We start from the raw sequence: 18,455 nt of genomic DNA, 5'->3' as shown, positions 1-18,455 counted from the left end.
TTTTTAATACTTGATATTTGGATAGGCTACACTTAGTTGGATAGAAAAGTTAAGGTCAAGTAGACTAAATTTAATATGAATTAGGAGAATCAAGTTTAAATTGAAATTAGAATGAGCAAAGCCCCAATCCCTTCAAGATAAAAGGATTGAGGCTTTTTATTTTGTATAATCCCGACTGGGTTCGAAACAATTAACTTCTTTTTTGATGCGTTAATATGTTATCCGAATAAAAAGGAGAGGCACAGTATTAAAGTATTAAATCTGTATATGTATGATTTACGCTGGTTTTATAAAGCAAGTTGTTTGTAAAAAAGGCTGGGGGTCAAAACGTCGTTGACTGTTTTTCTAGATACATCGAAAAACTTTAATGAATGTATGAAGACTTTGAGTATGCCCAAAAGGCTTCGGGTGAGGAAGCCTTTTGGTTTAGGGTTGTGTGTGAAATAATAACATCTCACATCCTTAGGATACCTGAAAATATTGTAAATTATACAGAATCCCTTCTACATCTAAATCTGTTTTCATTTAAATATACAAGATGTTTCACGCTTTGATACCCGTGTGTTTTAATGAGCCAAGCTAAACAACGCGTGAATATGTGACAGGTAACGAGTGTTGCTTGCATGCTTCATTAGGGATGCTGGCATTCCTTTGAGCTGAGTGGAGCTTGCTCCAATTGTGGCAACAGCATCTTTACGGCCTAGGCTTGCAAGTGTTCCTGAGTTGACTGGGTTAAACTCTTCGAATGATTTATTTTCTAGATATGCGAATAAATTGTAGCCGATTAGTTCTCCCATTTGCCAAGCAATTTGTGCAGTAGGCGGGTATGGACGATCATCCGGACCAAACACAACAGCACAGTCACCAGCAACAAACACATCTGGATGAGATGTAGATTGAAGGTAATTATTAACGGTTGCACGTCCGCGGTTCACCTCAAGGCCGCATTCGCCTACTAGAGGGTTGCCTTGTACGCCGCCTGTCCAAACGAAAGTATTCGCTACAATTTTCTGACCATCTTTTAAATCAATAACATTGCCTGCAACATTTGTTACGGGAAGACCTAATAGGAACTGAACCCCGCGCGCCTCTAGGCTAGCCTGTGCACGTTCAATGAGCGAGTCCGGTAGAACGGGAAGAATTTTTGGACCCGCTTCGACAAGTAAAAGGTTCACTTCTTTAGGATTTACTCCATATCCTTTAGCAAGGTTAGGAAGCTTATCAGCAATTTCACCGACCAGCTCAACACCAGTTAATCCACCGCCGCCGATTAAAATGGTAGCATCTGCTTCTTTTTTTGTCTTTGCATATTCATGAATACGCTGTTCAATATGTTGATGGATGTTATTAGCATCCTCCACCGATTTTAACACTAAGCTATTCTCTTCAAGTCCTGGAATACCAAAATAAGCAGTTTTACTTCCTAAACCGACGACGAGAGCATCATATGTTAAAGTGGAGCCATCTGAAAGTTTTACTTCTTTTTTGTCTACTGAAAAAGACTCGACCTTCTCAATTTTAAGATCGATGTCTTTTCCTTTGAAAAGCTTCTTCAGTGGTATAGATACGGCTGGCTCAGCAACGCTTCCTGCTGCAAGACGGTGCAACTCCGTGATGATTTGATGTGTCGGATACTGGTTTACTACAGTAACCTGAGCATCATCCTTGCTTAAGTACTTGCGAACGTTTAAAGCCGCTAGAAGTCCGCCATAACCAGCGCCTAAGATGACAATATGTTTTACCATCATTTATCCTCCATCCTTAATGATTTTTAATATAAAAGATCTATTCATGTCTATTGTGTTCCCTGCTAATTTGGAGATAGGCATTTATAAAACGGAAAAGCTTCTGTGCTTGCGGGTCTTTCATCATCCTTAAAAGAGTAAAAAGACCGATTACCTCATTGCTTTCCTCAGCGCGATCTTTCGCTTCTATAGCAGTGGCTGCAATATTTCTCACGCAGTCTGTTACAGGGTCCATTATTTCTTGAATCGCTCCAACGGTATCACTCTTTAATACCTCATCGGTAGCGACTGCCTGTACAAAGTCATAAGACTTAGTCAATATACTTACAAGCTCAGTCAATTTTGGCAGCTGCTCTATTAAGGCAGTTAAGGATTGCTGAACTTCGGGTTTTAATAGTTCATTCAGTACAGCATGTTGTTCCAAATTAGTAGATGAATTTGATAACTCTTGTCCTGCCATTGTTTCTGACATATCTGATTCTCCTTTACGAAAACAAAATTGCTTACATTTAGTGGTTAAAGAAAAAGACCTATCTTCCGTAAGATTCCCCAAACTCTTAAGAGCTTGAGATGATTTTTGTATTTTGAAAAATTTACAAGCATATAAATAAATCTTTTGTATAAATTTATCATTGCCATTGAATGCTTAATTATGTCCTATCTTTAGAACCGGTAATAATTTTTAGGGAGATATAAAAATGATCTAAAAGGAAATAGGTAGTGTTTTTGCGTAATTAAAGCCCGGTTTTTTCTTTTAATTATGAAATCATAATTCATGGAGACATATATAGGTTTAAAATTTGACAATTAAGATATTTTGAAAAACAAAGAAAATAATATTGTTATATATGAAAATAATCATTATAATACTATTTATTGGTAAGATAGTCGTCTTCATGGAATAGAATGCAATGAAAATGGCCCTTCATAAAAATAATTATCTGAATATTTTTGTTTTAAAAATCTTTAGATAGATTCTGAAAAATTGTAGAGTTGTGAGAAATAAATGGCTCTATACTAGCGATGTTGCAATTTATCTTAAACTAATGGGGGAATATTCATGAACAGTATACTGAAAAAGTGGGGGCAAGTGAGTCTGGTAAAACAAATCATTGTAGGTTTGATTATTGGTATTATTCTATCTGTGACAATCCCACAAGTAGCAAAACCTGTTGTAATTTTAGGCACTTTATTTGTAGGTGCTTTGAAAGCAATTGCGCCTGTATTGGTACTCTTCTTGGTTATGTCAGCTATCGCTCAACACAAGAGTGGTCAACAAACGAATATGAAGTCTATTATCTTCCTATACCTTTTAGGAACATTTTTAGCTGGATTAATCGCAGTTGTTGTAAGTTTTATTTTTCCTGTAAGCTTAACACTTGCAAAGAGTGCTGAAGGTGTGACTGCTCCTGGCGGTATTGTAGAGGTACTCAAATCATTACTGCTGAACATTGTTGATAACCCAGTTAAAGCAATTTTTAATGCGAACTATATCGGTATTTTAGCTTGGGCGACACTCCTTGGTTTGGCTTTACGAAATGCTTCTGATACGACAAAAACAATGATTTCGAATTTTTCAGACGCCGTATCTAAAATGGTTACGTGGGTGATTAAGTTTGCGCCATTAGGAATCATGGGTCTAGTAGTGGATTCTATTACTACAAATGGAATCGAATCGTTACTAAGCTATGGAAAATTACTTGCCGTTTTGCTTGGTTGTATGGTCTTTGTGGCACTGGTTGTCAATCCAATCATTGTGTTCGTGTTTATACGTCAAAATCCTTTCCCTCTTGTTTTTAAGTGCTTAAAGGAAAGTGGTATTACAGCATTCTTTACACGTAGCTCAGCTGCGAATATTCCTGTAAATATGAAATTATGTGAAAACTTAGGTTTAAATAAGGATAGTTATTCAGTATCCATTCCATTAGGTGCAACCATTAATATGGGTGGTGCCGCTGTTACGATTTCTGTTTTGACACTTGCAGCGGTTCATACACTTGGTATTGAAGTAGACTTCCCTACAGCAATCATTCTCAGTGTACTGTCAGCTGTATGCGCTTGTGGTGCTTCAGGGGTTGCCGGTGGATCTTTATTACTGATTCCTCTAGCATGCAGCTTATTTGGAATCTCACCTGATGTTGCTATGCAGGTAGTTGGAGTAGGCTTTATCATAGGTGTTTTACAAGACTCTTGTGAAACAGCACTTAACTCATCCACAGATGTACTTTTCACAGCAACAGCTGAATTTAAAGAGTGGCGTAAAGAAGGGAAAAAAATAGATATTCGCAAAGTATCATAAGGAAGAAATATAGTTCTGGTGCAAATATGATCTTTTAGAAGCATAGAACATCAATAATTTGTTATATAGTTCATAAATAAAAGACAGTGAGCAACAAGCTCCTGTCTTTTTATATTGAAAATTCGATTGATAGTTAAAGAAACCGTTATTCACATGCTATGGGTGTAGAAGTAATCAGCTTATTGATTAAGTTTGTGTATTTCCCGAGCCATAGATTCTAAAATATAAACAACAGGTACTTGCGTAGTAATATTAGATTCCTCGGAAAATTCCTCTGTTACATAATAGGGAATGTTTATATCAGAGATTTTTGCAATGGTTGAGAGTGTATTATTTGTAATACTAATGATTTTACTTCCTTCTTGTTTAAGTTGGTTAAGATGAGTGACGGTAAAATGATTTTCTCCTGAGACAGATAAAGCAATCGTTACGCTATTATTGCGGAGTTTGGAGTGAATCGGAAAGTGAGGATCTTTAATATATAGCGAAAATTTACCTAAGCTTGAGAAGTATCTTGCACCATACTCAGCAAGAATACCCGAGCTACCGATCCCAATAAAAATAACGTTATCTGCTTTGATAACGAGACTTGCAGCTTCTTTAATTTTTTCTTCTAAGTCACCTTTTAATGTTCGCTCAAAAAATTCTATTATCGATTGTTGGGAACTTTTTATCACCGTCTTTTTATTTTCTTTTAAGTGCATTTTAAGCTTTACTTTAAATTCGGAAAACCCCTCACAATGTAGTTTCCTGCAAAAACGTAAAATGGTAGCTGTTGATACATGCGTTTCATCTGCTAGTTCGCGAATTCGCATATACGCCACTTTATCACCGTTTTGACAAATATAGTTGTATAAAGAAGTTTCTAATTCATTAAAAGAAGCGATTATGTCGTGTGAAAACATGGATCCAGTTTCTCCTTCAGTAAAAAAGTATTGTAGCCTGCAAAAATAATAACTACATTCTAACACAACTTTTCCGTATGAAACATAGTGTTACATTTATGTAACGCGTCACTTTTTCCGTTATAAAAAACTAGATACTCTTCATTCATTTACTATCCTGTTAAACGCAGTTATGATTTTTTTGTAGTTGCTTATAAGGAAGAGAATTTTAAACAAAAATAATGACGGCATAAATTTCTGGAGGTAATCCAAATGAAAACATATCAATTCCCTGAAGAGTTTTTGTGGGGAGGGGCTACAGCAGCCAATCAAATAGAAGGCGGGTTTAGTGAAGGGAATAAAGGACTAAATATTGCTGATGTCCTTCCAGGTGGAAACGAGCGGTATAAAATATTAACGAATCCAGGTTTTGATTTTGAAATCCATGGTGATCGATATTACTATCCAAATCATGAAGCGATTGACTTTTATCATCGGTATAAAGAAGATATTGCATTGTTTGCAGAAATGGGTTTCAAGGCATTCCGTATGTCGATTGCCTGGACACGAATTTTTCCAAACGGCGATGAGGTAGAGGCAAATGAAGAAGGATTGGCTTTTTACGATCGTGTTTTTGATGAATTGCATAAATACGGTATTGAACCGGTTGTAACCATTTCTCACTATGAAATGCCTCTGCATTTAGTAAAAGAATATGGTGGTTGGAGAAACCGCCAAGTGATAACATTCTTTGAAAGATATGTAAAAGCTATTTTCAATCGCTATAAAAATAAAGTGAAGTTTTGGATGACTTTTAATGAAATCAATAGCAGCTTGGTGATGCCGATTCAAGGACTTGGTTTTTCAATTCAAAAAGAAGAGGATAAATACCAGCCTACCTTCCAGGCATACCATCATCAATTTGTCGCAAGCTCCATTGCGGTCAAAGCATGCCATGAAATCATTCCTAACTCTAAAATTGGTTGTATGATTCTCTTTGCGCCTGTATATGCCTTTGATTCCAATCCGGAAAATGTAATGTACGCCCTTCAAGAAGAACAGCTTTTCAATTACTATTGTGCAGATGTGCAAGTACGGGGTGAGTATCCAGCTTTCATGAAGAGATACTTTAAAGAACATAATATCGAATTGGAGATTCAAGATGGTGACTTAGAATTAATAAAGGAAGGAACCGTTGATTATATCGGATTTAGTTATTACATGTCCCGCACTGAGAAAAAAATGAAGACAGATGCGGAAGAGGCGCAAGGGAATATTATTGGCGGCATAAGAAATCCGTTCTTAAAAGCAAGCGATTGGGGTTGGGAAATTGACCCCGTAGGATTACGTATTAGCCTAAACAAATTATATGATCGCTATCAGAAGCCGCTATTTGTTGTAGAAAATGGATTAGGAGCCTATGACAAAATAGAAGAAGATGGCACGATCAATGATGACTATCGAATTGACTACCTTCGTGAACACATAAAAGCAATGGGTGAAGCCATTGAAGATGGTGTTGAATTAATAGGCTATACAAGCTGGGGCTGTATCGATATGGTAAGTATGTCAACGGGTGAGTTCTCCAAACGTTACGGCTTCATCTATGTTGACAAACATGACGATGGCAGCGGAACATTAGAACGGAAAAAGAAGAAGTCCTTTTTCTGGCATCAAGATGTAATTGCAACAAATGGGGAAAGGTTATAAAAATCTATTAATTTTCTTTTTACAAAGGAAATACTTTTGTTGAGAGCTACTCCCTCTATTCAAATGACAACAGGTGTTAATGCTGTGCGTAAGATTTTATGGGGTTTTGTTACAAAATACGAATTTAAAACAGAGGCTTTGGAGGATTATTATCAGGGGTAACTTCTCAAGCAGGATTTATCGAAGCCAAAAATTTAATTTTAGAATATAAAAAAGAGAATTAATTTTTAGAAGGAGAGAATAAGTAATCTTATTCTCTCTGAATTTTATTTTATCTAACTTGTAAGGCGCCTATGGTCTTACATCAAACGAAAAGAGAATGAGGTTCCTTTAATTGGTGCAAAGATTATGGTCAAATAGCTTTTAACGCTCTTTTGACTTTTCGTGCAAAAATCAATGGTTCTTCAACAGATTCGATATTGACATAAATCAAACGTGGATTATCGAACAACCATTCATTGTGGATAGACGAAACTATTATTTCCTGAGCGCGAATTACAGTAATAAATGGCTCCACTTCATTTTGTAAAAGGGCTACTCTTCCTAAACATAAAGCTTCGCCGCTTGAATTATCTATTGATTCGAATGAGAAAGAAGAAGTCACCCCAAATCTCTTTCCTAAAATCGTTGCGTTTATTTCATCTCGAGATATTGTAGCTACACACTTTCCGCCCGCAAATCCTGATTGACCGCCTATAATTTTTGCAAACTTACGACAAAGTGTTTCTTCATTGTTCATCATTTTATTTTTCACCTTCCTTACACTGCATTTTGTTTTTTTACAACTTTCCTCTTTCTTTTTGCGAACTACGTTAACTCCTATAAAAATATAAATCTTTCATAATATCCTATTAAAATTCAAATAAAGTTGTACAGGCAGTTGCAATAGAGAAAGCGTGAATTTATTAAGCAAGCAGTTGTAATGGTGTGAGTTGACCTTAAAGCAACGGGCCAGGTTTATTGAAATAGGAATATAACATAAGTGCTTTATTTTCGGAACATTCACTAATAACTCCTAATTTTATTTCATATTATTCATTGTGAAAAAAATCTTAATCCTTTAAGGAAACGGAATTTTGAAATGAGGAGGAATGTTATGACCAATAATAAAAAAACTGAACTGATAGGACGTATCGTGGTGCCTGGTAATCCGGAATACAATTTTCTTACATAAAGAAAACCCCTTGATTATCAAGGGGCTTCTCATATGATCCCGACTGGGTTCGAACCAGCGACCTCCACCCTGTCAAGGTGGCGCTCTCCCTGCTGAGCTACGGGATCAGGAAATTTATATGTAATAAACTAGTATGCAATTAATTGTATGATAGTCTTATAGTAAAATCAAGTAATATATGTAATTATTTAAAATTTTTAGACTTTTTAGGGCGTAATGCGTGTTAATTTTTTGCTATTCTATTAATATATTATATAAACGAATGAATAATATTTCGTATAAAAATATATAAATGAAGGGGTATGTATGGTAAGAAAAAATTTTAAAATGTATGTGCCAAGATATAGAACGATTGCTATTAATGGAGCAGTTCTTGATGTAGATATAACCCATGAGGAATTTTCAGATGAGTTTATGAAATGGGTAGAATCAAAGAACTGGTCATTTATAGGGATAACAGATGAGACAACAGAAGAGGAAGCTGCTAAAAATTTTATGGATTTATTAGAAGATGAGAGAGATGAGGAGGAATAGTTCCTCCTTCTTTTTATGCCGTTTTTTCATGTGTTTTTTTGCAAAATTATGATATAGTGAAAGATAGTGAGTAAAAAATATATATTATTTTATTCAAATATTATTATCAAATAATTCACGTGTGCATATAAAGGGAGATGAAAAGGAGAGTTGTATGGATAATTTAAAGAAAATTTTGGCTTTAATTATTGCAAGCAGTTTATTTTTTATTGCCCCCGCTAAATTTTATGCAGAAACTCCACCAGTGCCGAATGTGTTTGGACAATATGCGGTTTCTGTTGATGCGAAGACAGGGGATGTTTTGTATGATAAAAACGCGCATCAGCATGCTTATCCAGCTAGTATAACGAAGGTATTGACAAGTATTTTATTGATGGAGCATACGAAGCCAGGAGAGCAAATTGCATTTTCTCCAAAAGCTCTTGAAGAAGAAAAAAGTAATTATCAAATTGAATTTCAAGCAGGAGAGACAGTAGATCGAGATACTGCACTTATGATTTTAATGGTGTTAAGTGCAAATGATATGGCATATGCGATTGCAGAGCATATTGCAGGAAATCCGGAAAATTTTGCGAAAATGATGAATGAGAAGGCACTGCAGCTGGGAGCAAAGGATAGTCATTTTGTTACGCCAAATGGTCTTCATGATCCAAATCATTATACAACACCTTATGATATGGCAATGATTACAAGAGGTGTGATGAAGTATCCGGAAATTATAAAGGCAATGAATACGAAACGAACAACTGTTACAACGTCAAGACAAACAGCTTCTATTTTTAATAAAGGAAAATATTTTGAAAATCCATATTGTATTGGCGGGAAAACAGGTTTTACAAATGAAGCTCGTAATACGCTTGTAGAAATAAATGAAAAAGATGGAAATCGTATTATTAATGTCGTAATGGCTTCACAAAAGCCTGAAATTTACGAAGATATGAAACAAATTGCTGATTATGCTTTTCCGCAATTTGCAAAACAACAAGTACTTGATAAAAACAATTGGGTAAAGGAAATGCCTTACTTGAATAAGTCAGTAAACGGTGAATTAGAACGAAGCGTAGAACTTGTATTAAAGCAAGGTGAAGCCAAAAATGTACAAGCTGTTTTTAAGGAAAATCCTATTGATAAAGAAAAATTATATAAAACAGGTCTTCACCGCGGTGATGTTGTTGGAATGGTAGATATTAAAAAAAATAATGAAACATTAGAGAGTATAAAGGTTCTTTCAAAAGAAGATGTTGCATTTGAGAAGCAAAATGAGATTGAAAAAATAACTTCAACTCCTTCATATGTACGAATGGCTGGAATTGGTGCAGGTATTCTTACTATCATTGGTATTGGAGTATTTCTGTGGAAGCGTAAAAAAAAGCGAGTATTGTCGCAGTAGAAATAGGCAAATAAATTTTGCCTATTTTTTTATTGCGGTGCTTTGTTGTTCGTTATAATATGAAAGTGAGTTCTTTTTTGAAGAACGATTAATTTAAATATCGTACCTTTTGCTTACATAGAGAATAAGGAAAGGGATGAGACACATGAAATTAATTTGGAAAATTCTGATTAATGTCATTTCGTTTGTTTTGTTTGCCATCATGGTTTGCTTAGCGTTTGTTGTGATTTCAGCAAAAGCAAGCGGTGGCGAACCAACAGTGATGGGATATCAATTTAAGACAGTACTATCAGGGTCAATGGAACCTACGTTTTTAACAGGATCTATTATTGCAATTGAACCAACAAAGGATGGTTCAAAATATAAAAAAGGCGATATTATCACGTTTAAAGAAAAAGGTAATAAGCTTATTACGCACCGCATTATTGGTGTGGAAAATGCAAATGGGCAAGTATCCTACGAAACAAAAGGGGACAACAACAACGGTCCTGACTTACAACCTGTTCTTGCAGAAAATGTAGTTGGAAAATATGTAGATATAACAGTTCCATATGTTGGATATCTATTAAACTATGCAAATTCTATAGCGGGAGCAGCATTGTTATTAATTATTCCAGGTGTCTTATTGTTAGGTTATTCTATGGTTACTATTTTTGGAGCGATACGCAGTGTAGACTCTGAAAAGAAAAAGAAGTCTTCTAATGTAGGAGGATCTGTATAAAATGGTTATATTCCTTAATTAAGGAGATAAATTAAACTAGACATTTGAAGCACAGCAAACTGATGGAATAGATTAAGAAATAAATGAAGGGCTGTCTTTATGAGATAGTCTTGTTCATTATAAAGAATGAAAGACTTTTAAGTAAATTTAAATTGTTATTTATACTGGGACTTTTTTTCTCTTCGATAGTTTTATAGCATAAATGTATAACATTTTTTGTGATTATATGGAAGCATCTTTTTCAAATCAACAAACAGTAGAATTGGCGTTATCAACCACAAATGTTTTCCCGAAAGCAATTGAAAAATTAATAAATGAAGAAACAATGATAACGATGAAATTAGGTATGTATGAATGAAAAAAGAGAAGTTGTAAGAAATATGGTGAAAAAGAGAGAAGAATAGATTGAAAATAAATAAAAATACTAAATTTTGAATTTTACGTCACCTTATTTTTAAAGCAGAAGTTCTTTATGACGAACAGAAAGGCGCTTATTAAGAACAGATATGGAGATAAAGGGAAAAAGGCTTATAAAAATAACTTCCACTAGAAGTAGTTATTCTATTAATTATACCTCTTATCTATATAAGAGCTAACAATAAAAAGAAACGCGAGGAATTTAGAATGGACATTTAATGCAAGGCAAATAGATGGCGAAGAGAGAGAAGAGTAATGTATAACAAAAGCGGGGGCTTCCCCGCTTTTGTTATACAAATAAAAAGAGTGCTTTCATAGAAAACACTCTTTTCACAACATACTATTTTTGGTTTTGTTTCCACTTATTAAACTCTAAAAATTCGCGGAATTGTTCTTTTGAAACACCAGAATGCATAGCTTCTTTAACAAGTTTTATCCACTCTGAGTCCATTGCATCTTCTTCTGTTGGTTCGTCATGAAGAAGTAAATCAACTGGAATATGCAGAACATTTGAAATTTTTTCGAGAAATTGAATCGAAGGATTTTGTTGTAAGTTCCGTTCGATAGAGCTAATGTATGACTTTGCAACGCCTGCTTTTTCAGCAAGTTCTGTTAACGAAATACCTCTTTGTAGTCGCAGTCGTTTTATACGTTCTCCAATCATGTTAACGCACCTTTCTTACTGTGTGTAATCGGCTTAAGATGTAATTTATTATAACACATTTTTCTTTAAAAAGAACAATGAGGATTAGTTCTGCGACGGTTGATTTGCACGTTTTAAAAAATTTGTAATTTCTTGAGTGCTAATATTCATATCTAAAGCTTCTAGCAGTAAATCAATCCATTCTTGATCGAGTACTTCCTTATTATCTATTTGCAAACACAATTCCCCCTTAATAGGTTCTCTATATATGATATAAAAATAAATATTCGCATTGATACTATTATAATATTTAAAAATGAAATTTCATTAAGAAAATGTAAAATTTATGTATAACTTGGATTTATATGAAAATATATCTAATATTTTGTAATTCCATATAGTGATTTTAATGTTTTTTTGATTAGTTTTCAATATTTTCAGAAAAATGTTGAAAAATATATGTGTAGATACCTCGAAACAAAGATTTATTTCAAAAATATTACAAAACAAGACAATATAATACATTGTAAATTTACAGAATTTTTAATATTATCTAAATATTGATATAAAAATTGGTTTTAGGGAGGAAATAGGGATGAAGAAAAAGCCTTTTAAGGTGCTGTCTACGCTTGCGGCGACTGCTGTGCTTAGTTGCACATTTGGATTTGGAAGCCAATCTGCTTATGCGGCAACACCGTCTAATGTAATAACTTCTAGTCCAATCGACAATCATTTAATTCCAGAGGACAGATTGGCTGATGCATTAACGAAGCGTGGCGTAATTAGTGAATCGGCGTCGAAAGCAGACACGTTAAAAGCTGTTGAAAATTATGTAGAGAAAAAGAAGGGTGAAAAACCTGGAAAAGAACCAGTAGCGGGGGATAGTGTTACGAAAGAAGCCTCTGACTTTTTGAAAAAAGTTAAAGATGCAAAGGGCGCCTCAAAAGAAAAGGCAAATGGACATGTCGGCGGTCCGGTAGCTGGACAAGCTGTTGGTAAAGCGGGACCAAACGGTAAAGTACCAACTACTTCAGCAAAGCAAAAAGAATATAACGGGCCTGTTCGCAAAGATAAAGTTCTTGTATTACTTGTAGAATATGCTGACTTTAAGCATAACAACATCGATCAAGAACCTGGTTATATGTATGCAAATGATTTTAATCAGGAACATTATCAGAAAATGTTATTTGGTGATGAACCATTTACATTATTCGATGGTTCAAAAATTGAAACATTTAAGAAGTACTATGAAGAGCAATCAGGTGGTAGTTATACAGTAGATGGAACAGTAACGAAATGGTTAACAGTTCCAGGTAAAGCAGCAGATTATGGGGCAGATGCTGCAACTGGCGGTCATGATAATAAAGGACCAAAAGGACCTCGTGATCTTGTAAAAGATGCATTAAAAGCAGCTGTAGATAGCGGTATTGACTTATCTCAATTTGATCAATTTGATCAATATGATTTAAATGGAGACGGAAATAAAAATGAGCCAGATGGTCTGATTGATCACTTAATGATTATTCATGCTGGAGTTGGTCAAGAAGCAGGTGGTGGCAAGTTAGGTGACGACGCAATTTGGTCACATCGCTGGAACCTCGGAAAAGTATATCCAATTGATGGTACAAAAGCAAAAGTTAATAACTGGGGCGGTAAAATGGCAGCATTCGATTACACAATTGAGCCGGAAGACGGAGCGGTTGGTGTATTTGCTCATGAATATGGTCATGATTTAGGTCTTCCTGATGAGTATGATACACAATATACTGGAGCAGGTGAGCCGATTCAAGCTTGGTCTATTATGAGCGGCGGCAGTTGGGCAGGTAAAATAGCAGGTACAGCACCAACAAGCTTCTCTCCGCAAAATAAAGAATTCTTTCAAAAGAATATTGGTGGTAATTGGGCAAATATTGTTGAAGTAGATTATGATAAGATAAATAAAGGGATTGGTTTTGCGACATACTTAGATCAAAGTGTAACGAAATCAGCTCGTCCTGGTCTGATTCGTGTTAACTTACCGGATAAAGATGTAAAAGGTATTCAGCCTGCATTTGGTAAGAAATATTACTATAGTACAAAAGGCGATGATCTTCATACAACATTAGAAACACCAGTATTTGATTTAACAACTGCAACAAATGCGAAATTTGATTACAAATCATTGTATGAAATTGAGGCTGGTTATGATTTCCTTGAAGTACATGCCGTTACAGAAGATGGTACAAAGACTTTAGTAGATAGAATTGGTGAAAAGAATGTTAAAAATGGTCTAGATACAACTGAGGGTAACTGGGTAGATAAGTCATATGACTTAAGCCAATTTAAAGGTCAAAAAGTAAAGTTAGTCTTCGAATATATTACAGATGGTGGTTTTGCTCCAAACGGCTTTACGTTAGATAATGCTACATTCACTGTAGATGGCAAGGTTGTATTCTCCGATGATGCAGAAGGTACACCACAATTTAAATTAAATGGTTTCGTTGTATCAAATGGGATTGAGAAGAAGAAGAATAACTACTATTTAGAGTGGAGAAACTATGCTGGTGCAGATGAAGCGTTACAATATGGCCGCGGTCCAGTGTACAATACAGGACTTCTTGTATGGTATGCAGACTCTAGCTTTACAGATAACTGGGTTGGTGTTCACCCAGGTGAAGGCTTCCTTGGTGTTGTTGATTCTCATCCAGAAGCAATTGTTGGAACATTAAACGGTAAACCAACTGTTGCAAATAGCACACGATACCAAATTGCAGATGCTGCGTTCTCATTTAATAAAACACCGTCTTGGAAAGTTGTATCTCCAACACGCGGAACATTTGATTACAAAGAGTTACCAGGCGTAACGAAGTTTGATGATTCTAAAGCATATATGAACACTTTACTTCCAGATGCAGGACGTAAAGTACCGCAGCTTGGATTAAAGATCGAAGTAGTCGGGCAAGCAGACGATAACTCTGCAGGGGCAATTCGCGTATACCGCAAATAATGGAGAAGCTGTTGAAGGGGATTCCTTTTAACAGCTTTTTTCATGGGTAAATATATTTTAAGTTATTCGTAAAGTAATATATAATAAAATTTTACATATTGTTTTATCTCGTTATTCGCGGACAATAAGACCCCCACCTCAAGATTGAGAGCGGCGAAGAAGATAAGTGGGAATAAATGCCCGTAAAAGCCCGATTGGTGAGAGCTTTCCATCAGTGGAGGATGAAGAAAACCCCGACCGATGGAAGTTTCTCTTGATCATTCCTTGTCTTAGAAATCTTGGTGGGGATAACTACTAGCATGTGCTTGATTGGTGCGAACTTTTCGTTAGTCGAAGATGAAAAAATTACTCATAGAAGTTATATTTTTAATAGGAAGAAACAAGAAGATATTATAGAGTATGATGAAATAGAGAGGTGAATATTTATGGAGATTACATCGATTATAGAACGACAAAAAACGTACTTTTATAGCGGGAAAACAAGGGCAATAGATGAGAGAAAGAAACAGTTACAAGCGCTATATGCAGGTATTCAGCGCTATGAGTCTGAAATTTTTCAAGCGTTAAAGCTTGATTTAAATAAATCAGAGCATGAATCGTATACAACAGAGATTGGGTACACATTAAAAGAAATTTCTTTTATGATAAAGAATCTTTCTAAATGGAGTAAACCAAGGCGAGTTAAAACAGCAATGACTCATATTGGATCAAAGGGAAAAATTATTCCTGAGCCATATGGTGTAACATTAGTGATTGCCCCATGGAATTATCCATTTCAACTTGCGCTTGCCCCTTTAGTCGGAGCACTTGCAGCTGGAAACACAGTTGTATTAAAACCTTCAGAGCTAACGCCGAATGTCTCTAAGCTTATTGCGAAAATGTTAACGGAATTATTCCCATTAGAGCTTGTCGCTGTGGTAGAGGGTGGTGTTGAAACGAGTACAATTTTATTAAAGGAGCCGTTTGATTATATTTTCTTTACGGGGAGTGTCGGGGTTGGGAAAATTGTTATGGAGGCAGCTGCAAAGCAATTAACACCTCTTACACTTGAACTCGGTGGTAAAAGCCCTTGTATCGTACATAAAGATGCAAAGCTTGAAGTTACAGCGCGGCGGCTTGTATGGGGGAAATTTTTAAATGCAGGACAAACATGTGTTGCACCTGATTATGTATATGTTCATTCCTCTGTGAAAGAACAGTTTATAGAAGAAATGAGAAAGGCTGTGCGTGAACAATATGGAGAGCGGCCTTTACTAAATGAAAAATATGTTCGTATTGTGAGTCAGCGTCATTTTGAAAGATTGTGTTCATTTTTGGAAGATGGGAAAGCTGTAATAGGCGGTAATTATGATAAAGATAAACTACTTATTGAACCTACAGTGCTTACAGGTGTGACATGGAATCACACGGTAATGGAAGATGAGATTTTTGGGCCAATCTTACCACTGTTAGAATATGAACATATAGACGATGTTATTGCAACTGTTCAACGTCATCCGAAGCCGTTAGCATTATATGTTTTTGCAGAGAACCGAGATGTACAAAAGCAAGTGACGCAATCCATTTCTTATGGAGGCGGCTGTATTAATGATGTTGTGTATCATTTAGCGACTCCATATTTACCATTTGGTGGTGTTGGTTCAAGCGGATTGGGTAGTTACCACGGAGAGTATAGCTTTCAAACCTTTTCGCACTATAAAAGTGTTTTATCTCAATCGACAGTATTTGACATGAAAATCCGCTATTCTTCTACAAAAAGTGCTTTAAAATTCATTCGAAAATTGTTAAAATAGTGATGGTATTTATCTATTAGCGTAGCTGTATGATAAACCCCCTTCGTAATTGAAGGGGTTTTTCTATTCAAAGTGTGTATTATATAAAGTGAAATTTTTATCGATAGGGAGTTCTCCCCATCTATTTTTTTGATTCCTTGAAATTTTGGGATGAGTGAATAGCGCGGTAAAAATGAATCAAACATACTACATAAGGTGAAACATTCGTAATTATTCTGGCCCTTACTGCCTGTTAGTGTGATATAAAACGTGATTTTTGTTTGGCTGTATATAAAAGTAATAATTCGTTATGAATACAAAAAAATATAAGATAGATAGGATGAGGAAATGAAAAATATTATTAAGGTCGAAGCAGTAGAAAAACATTTTGGAGATCAAGTTATTATCCCGCCGCTTTCTTTAGATATTAAAGAAGGGGAGTTTGTAACAATTCTTGGTCCGAGTGGTTGTGGGAAAACAACGTTACTTCGTATGATTGCTGGTTTTGAGACACCAACAAAAGGTACGATTGCACTTGATGAAGAAAAGATTAACGATTTGCCTCCTTATAAACGTCATATGAATTTAGTATTCCAGCATTATGCCTTATTCCCGCATATGACCGTTGAGAAAAATATTCGTTTTGGACTGAAGATGCAAAAGATTGCTGAAGCAGAACAACAAGAGCGTGCTGAGGAAGCGATGCGTTTAACACAATTAACAGAATTCCGTAATCGTAAGCCAGCTAAACTTTCTGGTGGACAACAGCAGCGTGTGGCGATAGCGCGTGCAATTGTAAATAATCCTCGTGTGTTGTTATTAGATGAGCCATTAGGAGCGCTAGACTTTAAGCTTAGAAAAGATTTACAACGTGAATTGAAAAACTTACAACGTAATCTTGGTATTACGTTCATTTATGTGACGCATGATCAAGAAGAAGCGATGAGTATGAGCGATCGCATCGTGGTTATGAACAAAGGTCACATTGAACAAATCGGAACACCAAAAGAAATTTATCTCAAGCCAAAAACGTTGTTCGTTGCGACGTTTATTGGAGAAAATAATATTATTCGCACGGGGGAAACCTATGCAGCAGTGCGTCCGGAAAATGTGAAAGTACGTTCAGTGGAAGAACAAGCTCTTCCTGGATACCACCTTGGTCATATTGAAGATATTGAATTTGTTGGAAATATGGAGAAATTATATATTCGCGATGAGAAGACGGCAGAACTATGGATGGCATATCAAAATGCAGAAAAAGAAATGCAGTGGAACATTGGCGATAATGTATCTGTAGGCTGGGAGCAAGCGGATGAGGTGACTTTAAATTGAAAAAAGGGAAATTACTTGCATTACCTACAGTTACTTGGTTGTGTATCTTTTTCTTAGTTCCTCTCTTGTTTGTATTAGCTTTTGCATTTTTACAGCGCGGGACGTATGGGACAGTTGAGATGAGTTTTACGCTAGAAAATATTAAACGTGTGTTTGATCCGCTCTATATGGGGACGTTATGGGAAACAGTGAAAATTGCGGTTATTACAACAGTACTTTGCTTATTAATTGGGTATCCATTTGCCTATACGATAACAATTGTTGATCAGAAATGGCGTTCTATTTTACTGCTTCTTGCAACGATTCCGTTTTGGATTAACTTTTTAATACGTTCGTATGCTTGGATTATTATTTTACGTTCACAAGGACTTGTCAATACTGTATTGATGAAATTAGGTTTTATTAGTGAACCTTTAAATTTACTATATAATACGCCAGCTGTTATTTTAGGAATGGTATATTCGCTATTACCGTTTATGATTTTACCTGTATATGCAGCAATTGCACAGCTTGATAAGAGAAAATTAGAAGCTGCATATGATTTAGGAGCTACACCGCTTAAAGCGTTTTGGCATGTAACGATTCCAATGACGATGTCAGGGATAGCGACGGGTTCGATTTTAGTATTTGTGTCATCTATTGGTATGTTTGTTGTATCCGATATTATGGGTGGTTCGAAAGTTGCATTAATCGGAAACGTTATTCAAAATCAGTTTTTAGGTGCACGTGATTGGCCGTTTGGATCAGCATTATCTATCATTGTTGTGTTATTCTCCGTTCTCTTAATTTATTTATATTATCGTGCTACGAAAGTATATAACTATGGAAACGGAGGGGAATAAACGAAT

The 18,455-nt window shown here is 35.6% G+C and carries 16 protein-coding genes and 1 tRNA gene; 10 read left to right on the top strand and 7 right to left on the bottom strand.

All coding sequences use genetic code 11. From position 1 onward, the window contains the following. Positions 1-566: 566 nt before the first annotated feature. Together AB1279_RS17890 and AB1279_RS17885 are read right to left on the bottom strand one after the other, a co-directional pair. Positions 567-1,745 carry an NAD(P)/FAD-dependent oxidoreductase gene (locus AB1279_RS17890; protein WP_429761461.1) on the bottom strand — a complete coding sequence of 393 codons (1,179 nt, stop codon included), beginning with the start codon at positions 1,743-1,745 and terminating at the stop codon, positions 567-569. A 40-nt stretch (positions 1,746-1,785) separates the two neighbouring features. Continuing rightward, positions 1,786-2,217 carry a DUF1641 domain-containing protein gene (locus tag AB1279_RS17885; RefSeq protein ID WP_429751285.1) on the bottom strand — a complete coding sequence of 144 codons (432 nt, stop codon included), beginning with the start codon at positions 2,215-2,217 and terminating at the stop codon, positions 1,786-1,788. 588 nt (positions 2,218-2,805) lie between these two features. On the opposite strand from AB1279_RS17885, the gene sstT reads away from it, so the two are divergent. After that, positions 2,806-4,044, top strand: coding sequence for a serine/threonine transporter SstT (gene sstT / locus AB1279_RS17880; RefSeq protein ID WP_429760130.1), 1,239 nt, complete (start codon positions 2,806-2,808; stop codon positions 4,042-4,044). Positions 4,045-4,223: 179 nt separating this feature from the next. Here the strand turns inward: sstT and AB1279_RS17875 are convergent, their stop codons facing one another. Further along, on the bottom strand, positions 4,224-4,949 hold the full coding sequence (locus AB1279_RS17875; RefSeq protein WP_429760128.1) for a MurR/RpiR family transcriptional regulator: 726 nt from the start codon (positions 4,947-4,949) through the stop codon (positions 4,224-4,226). Positions 4,950-5,201: 252 nt separating this feature from the next. Here AB1279_RS17875 and AB1279_RS17870 point away from each other — a divergent pair, with 252 nt between their 5' ends. Next, complete coding sequence (locus tag AB1279_RS17870; RefSeq protein WP_429760127.1) at positions 5,202-6,638, top strand: glycoside hydrolase family 1 protein; 1,437 nt, start codon at positions 5,202-5,204, stop codon at positions 6,636-6,638. Between the two features lie 352 nt (positions 6,639-6,990). Here AB1279_RS17870 and AB1279_RS17865 read toward each other — a convergent pair whose 3' ends face one another. Together AB1279_RS17865 and AB1279_RS17860 are read right to left on the bottom strand one after the other, a co-directional pair. After that, positions 6,991-7,380, bottom strand: a complete 390-nt coding sequence (locus AB1279_RS17865; protein WP_429751276.1) for a DUF1259 domain-containing protein — start codon at positions 7,378-7,380, stop codon at positions 6,991-6,993. 466 nt (positions 7,381-7,846) lie between these two features. Next, positions 7,847-7,919, bottom strand: a tRNA-Val gene (locus tag AB1279_RS17860). A 199-nt stretch (positions 7,920-8,118) separates the two neighbouring features. On the opposite strand from AB1279_RS17860, the gene AB1279_RS17855 reads away from it, so the two are divergent. The 4 genes from AB1279_RS17855 to AB1279_RS17840 all read left to right on the top strand — a co-directional run bounded on the left by AB1279_RS17855 (position 8,119) and on the right by AB1279_RS17840 (position 10,815). Further along, positions 8,119-8,346 carry a hypothetical protein gene (locus AB1279_RS17855; protein WP_429751264.1) on the top strand — a complete coding sequence of 76 codons (228 nt, stop codon included), beginning with the start codon at positions 8,119-8,121 and terminating at the stop codon, positions 8,344-8,346. Between the two features lie 154 nt (positions 8,347-8,500). Then, the gene (locus tag AB1279_RS17850) at positions 8,501-9,736 is read left to right on the top strand and encodes a D-alanyl-D-alanine carboxypeptidase family protein (RefSeq protein WP_429760126.1); all 1,236 of its coding nucleotides are present in this window, start codon (positions 8,501-8,503) and stop codon (positions 9,734-9,736) included. Between the two features lie 145 nt (positions 9,737-9,881). Then, positions 9,882-10,457, top strand: coding sequence for a signal peptidase I SipW (sipW, locus tag AB1279_RS17845; RefSeq protein WP_429760125.1), 576 nt, complete (start codon positions 9,882-9,884; stop codon positions 10,455-10,457). Positions 10,458-10,659: 202 nt separating this feature from the next. Beyond that, positions 10,660-10,815 (top strand): DUF4047 domain-containing protein, encoded by a 156-nt coding sequence (locus AB1279_RS17840; protein ID WP_429760124.1) that lies wholly within the window; start codon positions 10,660-10,662, stop codon positions 10,813-10,815. Between the two features lie 399 nt (positions 10,816-11,214). Here the strand turns inward: AB1279_RS17840 and AB1279_RS17835 are convergent, their stop codons facing one another. Both AB1279_RS17835 and AB1279_RS17830 read right to left on the bottom strand, forming a co-directional pair. Then, positions 11,215-11,538 carry a helix-turn-helix domain-containing protein gene (locus tag AB1279_RS17835; RefSeq protein WP_429760122.1) on the bottom strand — a complete coding sequence of 108 codons (324 nt, stop codon included), beginning with the start codon at positions 11,536-11,538 and terminating at the stop codon, positions 11,215-11,217. Between the two features lie 84 nt (positions 11,539-11,622). Next, positions 11,623-11,754: an anti-repressor SinI family protein gene (locus AB1279_RS17830; RefSeq protein ID WP_429760121.1), complete on the bottom strand. Its 132-nt coding sequence runs from the start codon at positions 11,752-11,754 to the stop codon at positions 11,623-11,625. Positions 11,755-12,112: 358 nt separating this feature from the next. On the opposite strand from AB1279_RS17830, the gene AB1279_RS17825 reads away from it, so the two are divergent. From AB1279_RS17825 to AB1279_RS17810, 4 genes are all read left to right on the top strand, one after another. Next, on the top strand, positions 12,113-14,503 hold the full coding sequence (locus AB1279_RS17825; protein WP_429760120.1) for an immune inhibitor A domain-containing protein: 2,391 nt from the start codon (positions 12,113-12,115) through the stop codon (positions 14,501-14,503). A 425-nt stretch (positions 14,504-14,928) separates the two neighbouring features. Next, positions 14,929-16,296: an aldehyde dehydrogenase gene (locus tag AB1279_RS17820; protein ID WP_429760118.1), complete on the top strand. Its 1,368-nt coding sequence runs from the start codon at positions 14,929-14,931 to the stop codon at positions 16,294-16,296. Positions 16,297-16,623: 327 nt separating this feature from the next. Next, positions 16,624-17,607, top strand: coding sequence for an ABC transporter ATP-binding protein (locus AB1279_RS17815; protein WP_429760117.1), 984 nt, complete (start codon positions 16,624-16,626; stop codon positions 17,605-17,607). After that, positions 17,604-18,449, top strand: coding sequence for an ABC transporter permease (locus AB1279_RS17810; protein ID WP_429751245.1), 846 nt, complete (start codon positions 17,604-17,606; stop codon positions 18,447-18,449). The genes AB1279_RS17815 and AB1279_RS17810 overlap by 4 nt, the downstream gene beginning before the upstream one ends. The last annotated feature ends 6 nt before the right edge of the window (positions 18,450-18,455 follow it).

Origin of the sequence: Bacillus sp. S14(2024) (genome assembly GCF_050473785.1) — a bacterium.
GTDB classification, from domain to species: domain Bacteria; phylum Bacillota; class Bacilli; order Bacillales; family Bacillaceae_G; genus Bacillus_A; species Bacillus_A yunxiaonensis.
The sequence above is the reverse complement of the archived record's forward strand: the minus strand, read 5'-3'. Positions and strand labels throughout refer to the sequence as shown.

Coding starts and splice junctions, on each gene's coding strand:
- AB1279_RS17825 (WP_429760120.1), top strand. CDS start 12,113: ATGAAGAAAAAGCCTTTTAAGGTGCTGTCTACGCTTGCGGCGACTGCT.
- AB1279_RS17875 (WP_429760128.1), bottom strand. CDS start 4,949: ATGTTTTCACACGACATAATCGCTTCTTTTAATGAATTAGAAACTTCT.
- AB1279_RS17855 (WP_429751264.1), top strand. CDS start 8,119: ATGGTAAGAAAAAATTTTAAAATGTATGTGCCAAGATATAGAACGATT.
- AB1279_RS17890 (WP_429761461.1), bottom strand. CDS start 1,745: ATGGTAAAACATATTGTCATCTTAGGCGCTGGTTATGGCGGACTTCTA.
- AB1279_RS17865 (WP_429751276.1), bottom strand. CDS start 7,380: ATGATGAACAATGAAGAAACACTTTGTCGTAAGTTTGCAAAAATTATA.
- sipW (WP_429760125.1), top strand. CDS start 9,882: ATGAAATTAATTTGGAAAATTCTGATTAATGTCATTTCGTTTGTTTTG.
- sstT (WP_429760130.1), top strand. CDS start 2,806: ATGAACAGTATACTGAAAAAGTGGGGGCAAGTGAGTCTGGTAAAACAA.
- AB1279_RS17835 (WP_429760122.1), bottom strand. CDS start 11,538: ATGATTGGAGAACGTATAAAACGACTGCGACTACAAAGAGGTATTTCG.
- AB1279_RS17815 (WP_429760117.1), top strand. CDS start 16,624: ATGAAAAATATTATTAAGGTCGAAGCAGTAGAAAAACATTTTGGAGAT.
- AB1279_RS17840 (WP_429760124.1), top strand. CDS start 10,660: ATGTATAACATTTTTTGTGATTATATGGAAGCATCTTTTTCAAATCAA.
- AB1279_RS17870 (WP_429760127.1), top strand. CDS start 5,202: ATGAAAACATATCAATTCCCTGAAGAGTTTTTGTGGGGAGGGGCTACA.
- AB1279_RS17885 (WP_429751285.1), bottom strand. CDS start 2,217: ATGTCAGAAACAATGGCAGGACAAGAGTTATCAAATTCATCTACTAAT.
- AB1279_RS17850 (WP_429760126.1), top strand. CDS start 8,501: ATGGATAATTTAAAGAAAATTTTGGCTTTAATTATTGCAAGCAGTTTA.
- AB1279_RS17820 (WP_429760118.1), top strand. CDS start 14,929: ATGGAGATTACATCGATTATAGAACGACAAAAAACGTACTTTTATAGC.